The sequence below is a fragment of the Lysinibacillus sp. RC79 genome, assembly GCF_041262405.1.
Classification (GTDB): domain Bacteria; phylum Bacillota; class Bacilli; order Bacillales_A; family Planococcaceae; genus Lysinibacillus.
Genome location: NZ_JBGCCD010000003.1, coordinates 1 through 15,463 on the forward strand (window position 1 = coordinate 1; position 15,463 = coordinate 15,463).

Below are 15,463 nucleotides of genomic sequence, written 5' to 3' on the forward strand. Positions count from 1 at the left end.
TGTACCTCGGACCAAGGTTTTGCCGCCTGCTTCCTTCAGATTCCGCGTCGCCACGGACACCCTTGCACTTGGCTAGTGGTTCGCATATCCCAACGCCCACAGTGAACTTTCATCACCTAGTTGACGGACATGCCCGGCACACCTAAAAAAGAATCCACTTTAAAATGGATTCTTACACTTAGCACTTGCCCTTGATTAAAAATCTATGCTAATAAAGCTTTATGCCTCTACCTTAAATTTCAAACTTGTCTTTACAAATGCAGTAAATAGTTTCTTTGATACTTCATCTCCTGCATTAGCTAGCTCCTCAGGATGCCACTGTACTGCTAGACAAAATGGTAAATCTTCGTGTACTACCGCTTCAACGATACCATCACTTGATTTTGCTACCACTTCCAATTTTTCTGCTACTACGTTTATTGCCTGATGGTGAAATGAATTCACAGCAATTTTTTCTTCCTCAATAATCGTTTTTAATAATGTATCAGGTGTTAGATTAACATGATGTGTAGCAACGCCTCGTGCCGCTTGTTGCATATGCTTTATTAATTTTCGACTATGGTACTCGCTTTCAATATCCTGATAGACTGTGCCTCCAAACGCAACATTTAGTATTTGAAGCCCTCGACAAATTCCGAGAATCGGCATTTTCCGAATATAAGCCGCGTTAATTAATGCAAGCTCTACTGTATCTCTTTCAGGATGAACCTTCCCTAATTTTGGTGTAGGTTCTGCATCAAAGAGGAATGGATGTACATCATAGCCACCCGATAGTAATAATCCGTCCGTCAGCGATAAAATTTGCGCAACATCCTTTTCCACTCCAAGCGGAATTATAATTGGAACACCACCAGCTTCAATTATACTTTTGCTATAAGCAGCATTTAATCTTGAGGACAAATCATCCTCCGCAAAAGCCGTTATACCGATAATTGGTTTCATCTTATCCCTCCACTGATTAATTACCAAAACCCGAGATACCAATCCATCAACGCATCCCCATAGAAATAGATAATAATAGCTGCTAGAGCAATAGACGGTCCGAATGGTATAGGCGTTTTTCTTCCCTGCCCGCGTACATTTAACACAACTATCCCAACAATCATGCCAATCACTGCTGCTACAAATAGCGTCAGAATTGCATGAATTGTGCCGAGTACGAGACCAAGTAAAAAGAATAATTTAATATCGCCTCCACCCATTCCACCCCTTGATAGAACAGCTATACAATATAATATGCCAAAGCCTACGACAGCACCCACTATACTGTCCCACCACGGAGACAAAGGAGATATCACGCGTCCAAAAACTAGCAGTGGTAAAAAGAATAATAGCACCTTATCGGGAATAAGCATATACGCAAAATCCGATACAACAATAATCACTAATAATGAAATTAATAATAGCGCTACAAAAAATTCTGCACTAAAGCCTAATTTCCAATAAGCAAAGGCAAATAATACACCTGTTATAAGTTCCATCAATGGGTAAATCCAAGAAATTTTTTGTCCACAGCTACGGCATTTTCCACCTAAAAATACATAAGACAAAACAGGCACCAAATCAGGTGCTGTCAACTGTCTCTTACAAGAAGTGCAATGCGAGGGTGGACGCACAATGGACTCTTTCAAAGGTACACGTAAGCCAACTACATTAAAAAATGAGCCTAGAACGAGCCCAACTATTAAAACTGTAATTGTATAAGCAATTTCCATTTTTATGTCCTCCTATACTAATAGACGCCCATACATTTGAAGTATGCGCGCCATCTAGATTATTGTTGTCCTTCATAATAGAACGTCGTTACTTGTATGGTAGCTTTTAAAGTTGTATCTGCATCCTCTTGGAATTTCGCTTCTTCACCTGTTAATGTGAAATCGATAGCATCAATTTTCATCACACGATCAATTTTTTCAATCTCTTTTATAAATTCAACCATTGCTTTATTGTCCAGCGCGACAACATCTATATTAAATGTTACTAGTTTTAATTCTTTTGGTAAGGAATCTTTGGTGAAAGTAGCAGTTGGTAATTTATCTTTCACTGCAGGTGTTTCATCATTCTTCGTAACCGCTTGTTGATCCGCTTCAGTTGCAGATTGCTGTGTCTCAACTTGTTCATCAGAATTTGTCGAGTTCGGATCTGTAATAGTAGAATCTATTACGAGTGAATCATAATTATTAAAGTTCATAGCTTCTACCCGTGTTCCCGTCACCGCTTCAATCTCTTCAATATTTCGAATTACTTCATCAATAGCTCGAGTTTGAGGTACTTTTTTACGCAATGTTAAATTACTTGTACTATTTGATTTGCTATTCTTTTCAATTAAAGCAATCTGCTGCTGAGTAGTAGAAATTTCTTGTTGAAGAGCGTTAATTGTGCTTTCTTTCGTATCTACTTCTTCTAATTTAGGTGTTAATATATAGTAATATAGCGCAAATAAAATTGCTGCAATTAGAGCTGTTAAGATAAGAATCGTTGAATTTTTACTACTTGTCATGATTCTCTACCTCCAGCAAGAAATTTAAAATCAATTCCTAATGTAATAGTTGCTGAATAACGTGGTATTTCCTTAAACTTGTTCTTAGCACTTTCTTCCTCTTGGTTTCCAATAGAAACATCAAAATTAGAAATAGTATCAACCTGTATATCATTGAAATAGAGGCTTGCAGTTAGCTTTTCTAAATAGGCTGATATAGCTGACATCGTTTCAAAATCAGCCGTAATTTCAACATTTTTTTCATCAAATACATATTTCCTGAAATACGTTTGCTCTGGTAATAATACTTGTGTTTCATCCATTAAGAGTGTCACAGGATACGATACATTTTCCACAAATTGTACAGATTGTTCCAATGAGCCTTGGTTCACATTTCGCTTTCCAACTAACTCAATTTGAAGCTGTTCACGTTGCGATGAAAGCTCCACTTCCTGTGCACTTAATTTTGTAAGATCAATTTTTGCTTGGAAAAACAAGAAAATCATATATCCTACTATCATACCAATAAGAATAATAAATACTACATATATTAAAGTAGGTGTTGAATGCTTCTTTTCCAAATGCGGCAAGAGGTTAATTTCTGGTACCATCAGTTATCCCCCTTTAATGCAAGTCCAATTAAGCTTGCAAATTTCTCTGAAAATTGAGGGAATGATTTTTGAATGATTGAATCATTTAACATAATAATTGGTGTCATAAAATTATTTTCTAAAAACTCTTCTATGGTAGGAAGTAGTGGATTATCTCCTAAAATGATAATCTCATCTACACTTTTCTCACCTTTATGTAAGGAAAACTTAAAAAAATTCATGATACGATCGATTTCAAGCATTTGATCGGTAAGAATAATACGATAATCATCTTCGACTTCTAATTGATAAGAAAAACGATGCTCTTCTATCTCTTCAGGCTTCCATTTCGATAGATCTGTATCAAATGATTGGTATCGTAAAAACTCCAGTTGACCAGATGAAAAAATACTAATCGACAATTCATTGATTGACCAATCCGCTATTAAATAAGTTCGATCATCCTTTATTAACTGTAAATACTCTAACAGACGAATATTGCACAATGCTCGAATATCTGCTACTTGTGGTTCTAATGTAGCATCGAGTAAAAGTCCAATCATTTTAGTAACTTCTTCTGAAGGTGCTGCAAATAACATTGCCTGTCCATCATCAGGATTTGGGTCATATACATCAATAAGAGGATCTTGAAATGGAAGATGAATGGAATGACCAAGCTCCATCTCCACATAACCTTTTAATTCATTTAACTCTATATCATCAGGATGCTCAAAGCTCTTTAACAAAACTGAAGTATCCGGTACAAAAATACGCGCATTATGCTTTTTGCCAGCCCATTTTGCAACATTATTTTTCATTAAATCAAACAAGACCATTTCATCATGAATAACAGAGCCTTCAACAATTCCCTGTGCTAATGGCATTTCAAAGCCTTTCCATTGCGACGGATCAGCACCTTTTGCCACAATCGCACGCAAAATATAATCCTTTATTTCAATCGACACATGCGATTTTTTCTTTTTTGTAAACATGTGAAAAGATGCCTCCTTTTGAACTTAAGGTTTAATAATTAACCATCCATTTCCCAACCAGAAGCGCAGATTAAACTACGCCTCTGAGTAGGTTGGGAGGGTTATTTTGATTTTGTATCTATAGAATAAGCTGCATCAATCGCACTTCCCTTTTTCTCGTCTTTATTTATATCATCTATAGTAACGTTATTGAATGTGACAGTGAAAGATTTTACAGCTTTCTCCACTTGACCGTATAACTTTCGAGGAACCTCTTTAGTAACTGTAGCACCTCCAGGGATTTTCCCAGCTGTATCAAGATATTTGTCTTCTTTTAATTTATCAACTGTCACACCATCTGTCGCATCAGGATTATCTGTATAGTAAAGATTAGCAGCATTTAATACATTAATACCATCCGCCTTTACTCCATTGAATTTTGAGTTATTAATAATGTTCCCAATCGCTGGGATAGCAATCGCCGCGACAATCGCTAGGATAACGATTACTGCTAATAGCTCGATTAGCGTTAATCCTTTTTGATTTTTTAATAGTTTTTTGTTCATAATTTTTTTGAACATAAGTGTTCCTCCTTAAAAATTGTTATGATTAGTCCGAAAACACAAAGTACCCCCATTGCTACAACAACTTTTCTCTACACCACCCCCTTTAAAGTTAGTACGCTTACATATTTTCGTATAATGCGAACATTGGTAGGAAAATTGCTGCGACAATCACACCTACAACGGCAGCTAAAACTAGTATCATCAATGGTTCAATGAGCGATTTTAATGTATCAACGGAACGATCTACCTCATCCTCATAGAAATCAGCTATCTTCTCGAGCATATAATCAAGAGAACCTGTTTTTTCCCCGATAGATGTCATTTGAGTTACTAAAGGAGGGAATAGCCAACTTTTTTCTAATGGCTCAGATAAGGTACCGCCTTTTTCTAAGTTATCTCTTGCCTCCAGTACAACTTTTCCTACCACTGGATTTCTTACAACCTTTTCGACAATTGTAAGTGCCTGTAGAATTGGCACTGAACTACTGAACAAAGAAGATAAGGTTCTAGTCATACGAGCAATTACATTTTTTTGCATCAAAATACCAAATACAGGGATTCTCAATAATGCATAATTTACATTGTAATGAAATTGCCTATTATTTTTATAGAAAAATCTAAATAGAAGAATCGATAATAAGAGAATTCCAATTGCAAAATACCAGTATGCTATCAACCAATCCGAAATACTGACAACAACGACAGTTAAGATCGGCATTTCCATGTCCATTTCTTTAAAAGTAGCCATAAACGTAGGAACAATAAATATCATTAGAAACATACCTACAGCGATTGTCAGCACAGATAAAATAGCAGGATATGCCAATGCCGATTGTACTTTCTTCTTAATTTTGAATTGTTTTTCCAGTGTCCCTGCTAAACGCTCTAAAGTCTCATCGATATTCCCTGTTGCCTCACCTGAGCGCATCATATTAATAAACATTACTGGAAAAACCTTTGGATGTTTGGCCGCTGCATCTGAAAATGCTGTACCCCCACGTATATCTTCTTCCACTTGTTCTAAGGCTTTTTTCAATGCTTTACTTTTCGTTTGCGCACTTAAAATATGTGTTGCCTCTACAATTGAAACTCCAGCACGGATTAGTGTTGCATATTGGCGACAATAAATAACGAAATCCTGGTGCTTTACTTTACCGCCAATATTTAAGTCTCTGTGTAAAATGCTATTAGACTCTTCCAGCTCACGAGCATTAATACCCTGCACTCGTAATTTTTCAAGTGCTACCTTTTTGTTGGCGGCGTCAATAATCCCTTTTTTTTGTGCACCAGTTTTTGTGCGTCCACTATATCGAAAAACGGTCAACTATAATCCCCCGCATTCATATATGGCCTTGCGTCTTCCAAAGAAATTTTCCCCATGGTGATTAAGCGCTGCATAGAAGTTTCCAAAGTATGCATGCCTAAAGCTTTACTAGTCTGCATAACAGTTGGAATTTGGTGAACTTTTTCATTTCGAATTAAATTTGAAACAGATGGTGCTTGTACCAATATTTCGGTTGCAGCAATACGTCCCTTGGCATCCTTACGTACAAATAAACGCTGTGAAACAATGCCCACTAAAACATTTGCAAGTTGCACACGAATTTGCCCCTGCTGATGCGGTGGAAAAACGTCTATTATACGATCAATCGTTGTCGGAGCACTACTTGTATGCAATGTCGCCATTACTAAGTGACCTGTTTCTGCAGCAGTGATAGCTGTTGAAATCGTTTCGTAATCACGCATCTCCCCTACTAAAATAATGTCAGGATCTTGACGTAATGCTGCACGCAAGCCATTGGCAAAGCTATGGGTATCAACCCCTACTTCACGTTGATTGATAATGGATTTTTTGTGTGCGTGTAAATATTCAATCGGGTCCTCAAGCGTTATAATATGCTTGGATTTTGTTTCATTAATATGATCAATCATTGCAGCAAGTGTTGTAGATTTACCAGAACCTGTTGGACCAGTCACTAAAATAAGTCCCTGTGGTTTTTCTGCTAATTGATACAGGACCTGTGGCATATTTAACGATTCAATGGAAGGAATTTTTGCTTCAATCAAACGGGCAGCTATTGTCACTTCATTGCGTTGATGATACGCATTTACACGAAAACGACATTTCCCTGGCAATGAATAGTTGAAATCAGTTTCCCCTTTATCATGAAATTCTTGTAATTTATGCTCAGGCAAAATAGTTTTAACTATTGTCTGTAATTCTTCGGAAGTTAGTAGTTCATTCCCATAATATTCTAGTTGTCCATGGATACGATAAACAGGCGGAATACCCTTTGTTAAATGAAGGTCAGATGCCTTTTCTTCAAATGCACGTGTTAATAGCTCATCAATATTTCTAAATGTTGTCATGAACGATTCACATCCTAATCTACGTTTGCTACACGCAATACTTCTGAAGTAGTTGTTTGTCCTTCTACTACTTTTAACAACCCATCTACCAGTAATGTGTAATAGCCTTCTTGTTTCATATAATTGCGGATCACACTATCGCTACTTCGACTTAAAATCATTTCTTTAATATTGCGGTCGATTGGTAAAATTTCATGAATAGCCATCCGTCCACGATACCCTGTTTGATTACACGAAGGGCAGCCTCTTCCGCGTCTACCGTGTGTAACACCTTCAATACCGTTATCACGCATTATTTCCAATTCGTGGTTGGTAAAAGTATAATTTTCTCCACAATCTCGACAAATTCGTCGTACTAAGCGCTGTGCCATAATTCCGACTAATGAGGAGGATAATAAAAACGGTTCTATTCCCATATCCTTTAGTCGAGAAATCGACTCAACTGCGCTATTTGTATGTAAAGTACTTAAAACTAAATGCCCTGTTAATGAAGCTCGTACCGCTATTTGCGCAGTTTCCAAATCCCTAATTTCACCAATCATTACAATATCTGGATCTTGACGCAAAATCGAACGCAATCCAGTTGCAAATGTTAAGCCTACTTCTTCTTTCACTTGAATTTGGTTGATACCATCAAGCTGATATTCTACTGGATCTTCAACTGTAATTATGTTGACATTTTCTTCATTCAAGTTACTTAAGGCAGCATATAATGTAGATGATTTACCTGATCCTGTAGGTCCCGTAATCAGCAAAATACCATTAGGATTGGCAATCATGTTTCGGAAAAGGACTTCGTTTTGCTCTGTAAAGCCAAGCTTGTCAATGGAATTGGCTACATTACTTAAGTCCAAAATCCGCATCACCACTTTTTCTCCATAAACAGTTGGAAGTGTCGAAAGTCGAATATCTACTGGCTTGAAATTAACATTCGTTTTAATACGCCCATCTTGAGGAACTCGATTTTCCGTTATATTTAAGTTCCCCATAATTTTTATACGTGCTAATACTATATTTTGCATATGTTTCGGTAACGAGCGCTCCGTTCTCAAAACACCATCCACTCGATAACGAACCCTTAAATCTGTCTCCTGCGGGTCAAAGTGGATATCACTCGAACGTTGGGCAACCCCGTTAGCAATTATCTGATTAACTAGGCGAACAATTGGAGAATCCTCTCGTTCAATTTCCTCTTGTGTTTCAGCAACTGTCGCACCTATATCGAGCAATGCAGCATCCATAGACTCTTGTAAATCATAGTATTTCGTTAGCGTACGATATAAATCATCCTTAGCTGCAATACTTGTTTCGATTTGGCAGCCCGTCGCCATACGTACTTCTTCAATTGCAAAATAATCCATCGGGTCAGCCATCGCGATGAACAGTTTATTTTTTTCACGACGAATCGGAATAATATTTGTTCGTTTAGCGAGTTCGGCCGGAACAAGTTGAAGTAAATCCGGGCTTATTGAATATTGATTCAAATGAATGTGTGGGATTCCTAGTTGAAACTCTAGTACTTCGATTAATTGTTGCTCGGTTAGAATATTTTCCTTTATGAGAAAATCGCCTAATTTCTCATCTTTTGTTTTGTTTGTAAGGGCAAATTCTAATTGCACATTTGTAATAACACCAGATTCTACAAGTAAATCACCTAAGCGCTTTCGCCCAGTTTTTATGGCCATTCGCTTATGCTCCTCTCTTTACGGGCTTGTTTGTATAAAATTCCCACCTTTATCATAATAGCCGTACACAATTTCAGGGTCATTCGGGTCGTTTGAAGTATTTGTATTTGTAGATGTATCTTTATTTGATTTTGCGTTATTGCCGGATTTTTTATTTTTAGATTGTGTATCCGGTAATCCATCTCCATCTAAATCCATTTGTAAGTCTGGATCATTGGAAGTTGCCTTACCTGTTCCACTACTATTTTCAGGAACAACAGGCTGCCTTGAAGATTTCACAATAATTTTATTAACTGGTGGATAATAGTCACGGCTAACAAGTTCCTCCTTAGTGTTACCATTTTCTAAAACCGAGCGATAAACTTCGACCCGTACGCCCTCTTGACCTTTTTGAAGAACTTCTTCCCTGCCTATTGATAAATCTTTAGAATAACGAGTAATGACTCGAGGTTGTATGATTTTATCTTTACTAACACGAACAGAGATTTCTTTTTCTTTCTTTTGAGCTAGTAATTCCACTTTTAAAGAATCACCCTCTACAGTCAGTTTTAACTTATTCGGTTGATCTGAATGGTTTACAAATTGCAAATCCTTATCTAACGCACGATTCACCTTCGCATCCAAACCTTGTTGTAAGTAAACTGGCACTGTATTTTGAGCATGACGCTCTAAAATCTCATATTCTGTTTGAAGTGCAGTATGATAAATATTTGAAGCGACAAAATTTAACGACTCACTATTTATGTTTTCAGACTGTTCTCCTAAAGCCGTTAATAATGAAAAGGGCTCATTTGGCGCGATAATGAAATCATTCAAAGAATTCGCTAGTTCTAAAACATTGGTAGCATTCGTAGGAATTTCTTCAATCGATAAAGCTAAACGTTCTGCTTCCATTGTGGAAGTATCAGCAACCTTTGCTACAATTTCATGATTTTTTAAATATGAAGCATTTGAAATGATCTCACTTAATGTTGGATCGACTTCCCATACACCTGTCCCTTCAAGCTGAGCCTTTACCCTATCATCTGCTGACACATGTAGTCGAAGATGGACTGTTTTTTTACTCTGCCAAAAAGCATACCAAGACTTGTCCGTTAGGTTATGATATTCAGCCAAAGAACTTGCTACCTCGAAAGTAAATAATGCTGGATCGATCGTAGCGTTCACACCTGCACCTTTTACAGAAATCGGCGTTTCCCTCCAAGTATTAATTGCCTCCAGTATTGCCGCTTCAATGTCCTCATCCCCTAATCCCTTAACAGATATACCACCAATTGTAGAGCCACCACCTTTGGCTAATGCATTATCTATTATGAGGTTGGGGATCCAAATAACCAAAAGAAGGACTAGTGCAATTAAAACAGAACCTACCTTCAGAGGTAATCTCATAGACTCACAACCTTTACTAAATATATGTAAAAAACCAATACCTATTTCCTTATGTAAAACACAACTTTATATTCATGCCCTTATCATACTATAAAAAATATGTATTTGAATACGACTTTTTCCCTAATATTTGTCGTTTTTTAGAACATACAAAAACAAATAGCATGTCATATCAATCATATTTATGTGTTGCCAGTATGTCTTTTAACTTATATAATTGAGTCACCAATACCTATTTAACTTATTTTTACAGGAATTTTTTAGGTGGAATCTAGTATAAAGTGAAAAAAAAGAGGTTTGTATGTAAGTTGTTGAATGAACTACATAATTTGAAATGGAGATTTTGGCAGAAGACAACCCCGTTATGCATTTGGACCTCACAAGAACAGAGTTGGTACATAAAGCTCATGCCGAGATGTGACCCGTTCGAATGCTTTACATATATAGGATTTTTAAATTCAACTGATGATAATAACAGTTTGGATTATCCCATCACTCCTTGAAATAATTTTTACAAACTTACTTTACAAAGAAAGTACACAATTCTTACTGACAGAAGGTGTTGATGAAATGACCCCCAAAAAAGTATTAAATGAACGTGGTATTTCATTAGTAGAAGTTGTTGCTTCTATCGTAATACTAGCAATAATACTGATTTCTATAGTTAATTTCCTTCCGCAAATGGGCAAAAAAAACAACCAAAATGAAGATAAACAAGTGGCTGTAAACTTAGCATCAAAAGAGCTATCTTATTGGCAATCAACATTACAAGGTGACTTTAATTCTTTATTGGCTAATCCAGATGCTACGTTCTCATTTATCGAATCTGGTGACACGCTTACATATGATAGTGATACAATTACAATTTCCACTGCTACTACTAAGTCCATGACATCAAAATATCATACTAAAATCATAGTATCGAGAACGCCCGATTTAAATTCACTACCCACAAAAGCTAATCAAATTGGTGTCTTCATTTATAAAAATAACAATATTTTAGTAACGGAAATCTATGGTTACATCTTTTATTAAGGGTGAGAAAAATGACAACAAAAAACGAACGCGGTCTTACTTTAGTAGAAGTGTTAGCAACATTGATTATCTTCAGTTTAGTTTCTATTTTAGTGTGGAGTATATTTTTTCAAGGCACTAATTATTCAAAGAAAGCCGTCTCCAAAAATCAAATGCAGCAGGAAGCAAATGTGATTATATCAAGCTTAAACTCCATTCATAAACGTTCCACTGAATATACTGTCACATCCAATAGTTGTAGCTTTTCAATTCAATATACTGCTCAAAATGTTGCTAAAACTGAAGTATTTGAAAACAGTCAAATGTGTATTAAATTACCAAATAGTTTCACAAATCCTGTAAATCCCAAAACGACTAATGTTGAAATCGAGTTAATAATCGAAGAAAAGGATAATCCCAATAATAAAGTCAAAATCAACACTTTATTAAGTCGTTTAAAGGAGGAGCATAAATGAAGAAAAGTGTCGTAAATAATAACGACGGCTATATATTAGCCTTTGTAATAATCATTTCTATACTATTCTCTGTAATTTTTTTATCATTTATAGGAATTTCATCTAATACAACAAAGCAAAATGACGCTGTTGAAGGTACAATTCAGGCCCAATCTATCGCTGAAATGGGCGTAAGTTATTTTCAGCATGCTATGACGAATGAAATAATAACTAAGCAAACTCAAATTATTCAAAAAGTATTAACTCAACGAGAAGAAGATATTAAAAAAAATATAATAGAAGACGATGACCACTATAAGGGTTTAGCAATGACCGCTATGCAAAATAACTTACAAGAGATTGTAGAAAATTTAAATACCAAAGTTATAATACATCAAAACAACAAAAACTCTTTCGATATTAACCCTACTAGCGGACCAAATTTTTTTTCAGATGTTGGCGATAAACTGATTATTGCTTTTACAAGTACAGGCTATGATGAATTAAAACAAGCAAATATCAAAGGAACGATTGAAGTCGATTTTGCCAATATAATTGGCCAGGGGACTGGCGGCGGAAGTGAAGGCACAGCTATTCTTAAAGACAATACTATTGCTGATCCAGGAGATAATTTAAAAATCTGTCCAAATCAAAAAAAAGATGATTTATCCAACATGTCTTGTCAAATCAAAGGAAGTATTACCTATAGCCAGAATGATAACTTAGTATTTAAAAATTCTATATATCGTGTAAGTGGGGCACTTACGACTGGTAATTTGAATAGTGATATTAACAATTCGACAATCTATATACTTGGAAGTATGACGAGCGGTAATTTAAATACAATGAATCAATTAAAATTACATGTTAATGGCGCACTTTTCGTTGGTAATTTTAACGGTAGCGGCTTAGTTGGATCAACTATTGAAGTGGCCGGAAATGCTTCAATGGGAAATATTAAATTAACCAAATCCACTATGTACATTGACGGGGGTAACTGGGTTACATCAATAGGAAATATAAATGGGATGGAAAATTCAACAATTTATATTAATTATAATGCACAAATTGAAGCTGCAGATCTTAATAGAAATGCTACTATTTGTGTCAACGGTGAATTAATAATCGGTAATATAAATAACAACTCTGGAAATACTAGTAATATTTACGCAAAAAAATCTAATAATCCTAAGGTTATTACAGATAGTGCTGCATTCGAAAAAGCGTGTATGATTGGCGGCTCTACTGTTACTCCTGGTTCTGTCGATTATACTACTAACTATGAATATTCTTATTAATTTCTATTATTCTATGTAAATTTATACACCCATTTACCTCAATCGAAATTGAATGTATACAAATGCTATTAAACAATAAAAAGTTATTTAGAGTAACGTATTTATAATGATACTCTAAATAACCCTTTTTTTATTTCCGCAACAACCTACCCGACAACAGCAACCCAATCCCACCAATCGTGATAAACAGGACAGCTCGTATTAATAAGTCTAGCGCTGACAAATCAAAGAATATAAGCTTAATAAACGCAATAACTAAGATGATAAAACCTGTTATACGTAATGTTCGTAAGTTGCGCAAGGTGCTAAGCCATAGTGCAATACTCGCTGTTAGGAATAATGTAATCGTTGAGAAGGCAATACTTAGCTTCCAATCAAGCAAACTGTTGTAGGTAAGCTGGGATATGAGTCCCCAAACAGATATCATTGTAAGGACAACGCCTGCACTTACAATCGGGTCCAGAAGTTTCTCTATTTGCTCTTGATAGATTTGATAAATGCGCCCCTTCATCAGTAAATCAATCATAATTGCTACGATCACAGCAATATACACGATTCTTGTTACTATATTTAGCCACTCGACACCCTGCATATTGTACGGAATAATTTCAAGCATTACTGTGAAGAAAACGAAAAATACACTAAGGACTGGCGTTAATGCACGCCCTTTGTATTTTGTTGGTACTAAAAGTGATCCCGTGAAAAGTAAAGCGAGGATCATATACGTTAGGTGTGGGATATTACCAGCACCTGCAAAGTAAATTCCATCCAGCTTTCCGATATAGGCTAAGAAATAACCAGCCGTAATAACTGCTACAATATCAAGCATAAACATTTCCTTCATAAACTTTTCAAAGGATGTCAGTGTCTCTTTTGGACGTCTCGCATATACATAAATAATTAGGAGATATATTCCCGGCATGATCAAGCTAACGTGATCTATGCTGAAGAATGGTGTCGGCTCATGAATAATAAAGCTTAAAGCGAGTGTAATTGTAAATGCAAATGAGCCGACAACCTTCATCATACTTGCTCGTAATCGCAAACTCATCATAACGCCTGCAAAGGTGATGAATGGGATGAGCAAATGCTCTACATTCCCTGGTAAATTCATAATTAGTAGCGTATTACATAGTGTAATAAATGCGAGTGTTACGGCACTATCAAATGCCTCCTGCCATTTTTGCTTATAGCCATAACCCGCTAAAGCTGCAAACAAGCTGACTACTATGAGTAATAGTGCTTCGCTATAGTCAATTGGTCTAATAATAAAGTTCAAGAGCAATAAATTAAAGGCTCCTAGGCTAAATTGGAGTCCGACATGAATATATTTCAGTTTAGACTCTGCATTATATAAACGGCACCAACTCGTGTAAAAAATAGTTAGAACAACTAGGAAACCTATTGCAAAAACAACTCGATTGTCATGGTTCATAAACGCTATAATGCTGACAGCTAGCTCTGAGAAAAAGGTTGCTGTATAGAGAGCCAATTTCTGCTTGTGTTGATGAATGACAAATTGCAGCATCGTAAATAGGACAACCACATAGATTAAAATAATTATAGGACTAAAATCCATATATTCTAGTAAATAAGGTAGTAATAATGAGGTAAACGCCACAAATATTGTTAGTACTTCGTTTTTCTTTAAATAGCTAATAGCAATACCGTAGCCGATATAAACAACGGCAATAACAAGTGCCATCGTTAAACCTATAATTTCATACAATATCGCACTAGCAGCTGTTGTTAATATTCCAACAATAAATGCCCCACCGTATAAAGAAATTGTGATGGCTGATGATCCTATTTTTTTATGCTCCAACACATAAGCTATTGCAGCTAAGGCAATCGATAATGCGTAGGCGAGGATGATTTTAACCTCATTCGATAAATAGCCATAATCACTCACGAGCTTAAGACCCCAAAGCACCCCCATCACTAAAATTACCATAAATAATTTTGGAAGTGCCCACATAATACGCTCTTCCAACGTTCGCTGTGGCTCCATCTTTTTTTCTGGAGCTGGCATTGTTTTTGGCTTTGGTTTCAAGTTTGAATTTGGCTTTAGGTTTTGTGCTGGTTTTGGCGTAGATTGTTCAATAATGGATTTTCTAGGGCTCAATGTACTTGTTTTTTCAACAGATTCCTGACGCTTTAAGCCCTCTAATTCCTTGCGTAAATCCATCATATCCTGTTCGAGCTTGGCAACCCTCCGCTCCATTTCAAGCGACATTCAATCATCCTCCCCACTTTATCAATTTTTTAACAGTATAACATATTTATCCTTGTTGTAAAATTACACTTTTAATTTATTTTTACCCTAATATTTATCTAGGTCTTCGATACATTAAAGCACGTTGACTATCACTGGTTCCCCGTGTAGTTGGATCTACTACAACCCCTATTAAAACGAAAATTGATAATACGGTATTTAAGATCTGCGTTGCCTGCTCACTCATTGCACTCGTTAAATCATAGCCAAAAATAGTTGCTACTTGCTGTGCCAGTAACAAAATCAACGAAAATAGCGCAAATAAAAATGGTTTATGCTGAAAACGGATCATCCAGTTAATTTTCATAAATACTCACCTCCCCCCTTCTCATCCACAGTATATGCTCCGCCGTAACATGGCACATATGCAA

General features: G+C 36.1%; 15 protein-coding genes. 3 read left to right on the forward strand and 12 right to left on the reverse strand.

Translation table 11 applies throughout. The annotated features are described in order from the left end of the window. Positions 1-219: 219 nt before the first annotated feature. From ABH968_RS03760 to ABH968_RS03805, 10 genes are all read right to left on the reverse strand, one after another. Positions 220-942 carry a gamma-glutamyl-gamma-aminobutyrate hydrolase family protein gene (locus tag ABH968_RS03760; protein WP_370042684.1) on the reverse strand — a complete coding sequence of 241 codons (723 nt, stop codon included), beginning with the start codon at positions 940-942 and terminating at the stop codon, positions 220-222. A 20-nt stretch (positions 943-962) separates the two neighbouring features. Continuing rightward, entirely contained in the window at positions 963-1,715 is a 753-nt protein-coding gene (locus ABH968_RS03765; RefSeq protein ID WP_370042686.1) for a prepilin peptidase, read from the reverse strand. A gap of 59 nt (positions 1,716-1,774) precedes the next feature. Next, a complete protein-coding gene (locus ABH968_RS03770; RefSeq protein WP_370042688.1) occupies positions 1,775-2,500 on the reverse strand; it encodes a hypothetical protein in 726 nt (241 codons plus the stop codon). After that, positions 2,497-3,090, reverse strand: a complete 594-nt coding sequence (locus tag ABH968_RS03775) for a PilN domain-containing protein (RefSeq protein ID WP_370042690.1) — start codon at positions 3,088-3,090, stop codon at positions 2,497-2,499. Before ABH968_RS03775 ends, ABH968_RS03770 begins: the two co-directional genes overlap by 4 nt. Next, positions 3,090-4,061, reverse strand: a complete 972-nt coding sequence (pilM, locus tag ABH968_RS03780; protein ID WP_370042692.1) for a type IV pilus biogenesis protein PilM — start codon at positions 4,059-4,061, stop codon at positions 3,090-3,092. The genes ABH968_RS03775 and pilM overlap by 1 nt, the downstream gene beginning before the upstream one ends. A 101-nt stretch (positions 4,062-4,162) precedes the next feature. Further along, positions 4,163-4,621, reverse strand: coding sequence for a prepilin-type N-terminal cleavage/methylation domain-containing protein (locus ABH968_RS03785; RefSeq protein WP_370042693.1), 459 nt, complete (start codon positions 4,619-4,621; stop codon positions 4,163-4,165). A gap of 103 nt (positions 4,622-4,724) precedes the next feature. Beyond that, positions 4,725-5,930 (reverse strand): type II secretion system F family protein, encoded by a 1,206-nt coding sequence (locus ABH968_RS03790; RefSeq protein ID WP_370042695.1) that lies wholly within the window; start codon positions 5,928-5,930, stop codon positions 4,725-4,727. Further along, complete coding sequence (locus tag ABH968_RS03795; RefSeq protein ID WP_370042697.1) at positions 5,927-6,976, reverse strand: type IV pilus twitching motility protein PilT; 1,050 nt, start codon at positions 6,974-6,976, stop codon at positions 5,927-5,929. Before ABH968_RS03795 ends, ABH968_RS03790 begins: the two co-directional genes overlap by 4 nt. Before the next feature lie 14 nt (positions 6,977-6,990). Further along, positions 6,991-8,661 (reverse strand): GspE/PulE family protein, encoded by a 1,671-nt coding sequence (locus tag ABH968_RS03800; RefSeq protein WP_370042699.1) that lies wholly within the window; start codon positions 8,659-8,661, stop codon positions 6,991-6,993. 18 nt (positions 8,662-8,679) lie between these two features. Beyond that, positions 8,680-10,050 (reverse strand): VanW family protein, encoded by a 1,371-nt coding sequence (locus ABH968_RS03805; protein ID WP_370042701.1) that lies wholly within the window; start codon positions 10,048-10,050, stop codon positions 8,680-8,682. A gap of 465 nt (positions 10,051-10,515) precedes the next feature. On the opposite strand from ABH968_RS03805, the gene ABH968_RS03810 reads away from it, so the two are divergent. The 3 genes from ABH968_RS03810 to ABH968_RS03820 are packed head-to-tail and all read left to right on the forward strand — an operon-like array spanning position 10,516 to position 12,817. Further along, positions 10,516-11,085, forward strand: a complete 570-nt coding sequence (locus tag ABH968_RS03810; RefSeq protein ID WP_370042703.1) for a type IV pilus modification PilV family protein — start codon at positions 10,516-10,518, stop codon at positions 11,083-11,085. Between the two features lie 11 nt (positions 11,086-11,096). After that, entirely contained in the window at positions 11,097-11,540 is a 444-nt protein-coding gene (locus ABH968_RS03815; protein ID WP_370042705.1) for a type II secretion system protein, read from the forward strand. Beyond that, a complete protein-coding gene (locus ABH968_RS03820; protein WP_370042706.1) occupies positions 11,537-12,817 on the forward strand; it encodes a hypothetical protein in 1,281 nt (426 codons plus the stop codon). Before ABH968_RS03815 ends, ABH968_RS03820 begins: the two co-directional genes overlap by 4 nt. 130 nt (positions 12,818-12,947) lie before the next feature. On the opposite strand, the gene ABH968_RS03825 is transcribed toward ABH968_RS03820, so the two are convergent. Together ABH968_RS03825 and ABH968_RS03830 are read right to left on the reverse strand one after the other, a co-directional pair. Next, positions 12,948-15,053, reverse strand: coding sequence for a DUF2339 domain-containing protein (locus tag ABH968_RS03825; RefSeq protein ID WP_370042708.1), 2,106 nt, complete (start codon positions 15,051-15,053; stop codon positions 12,948-12,950). Between the two features lie 94 nt (positions 15,054-15,147). Then, on the reverse strand, positions 15,148-15,399 hold the full coding sequence (locus ABH968_RS03830; RefSeq protein ID WP_370042709.1) for a phage holin: 252 nt from the start codon (positions 15,397-15,399) through the stop codon (positions 15,148-15,150). Positions 15,400-15,463 lie beyond the last annotated feature (64 nt).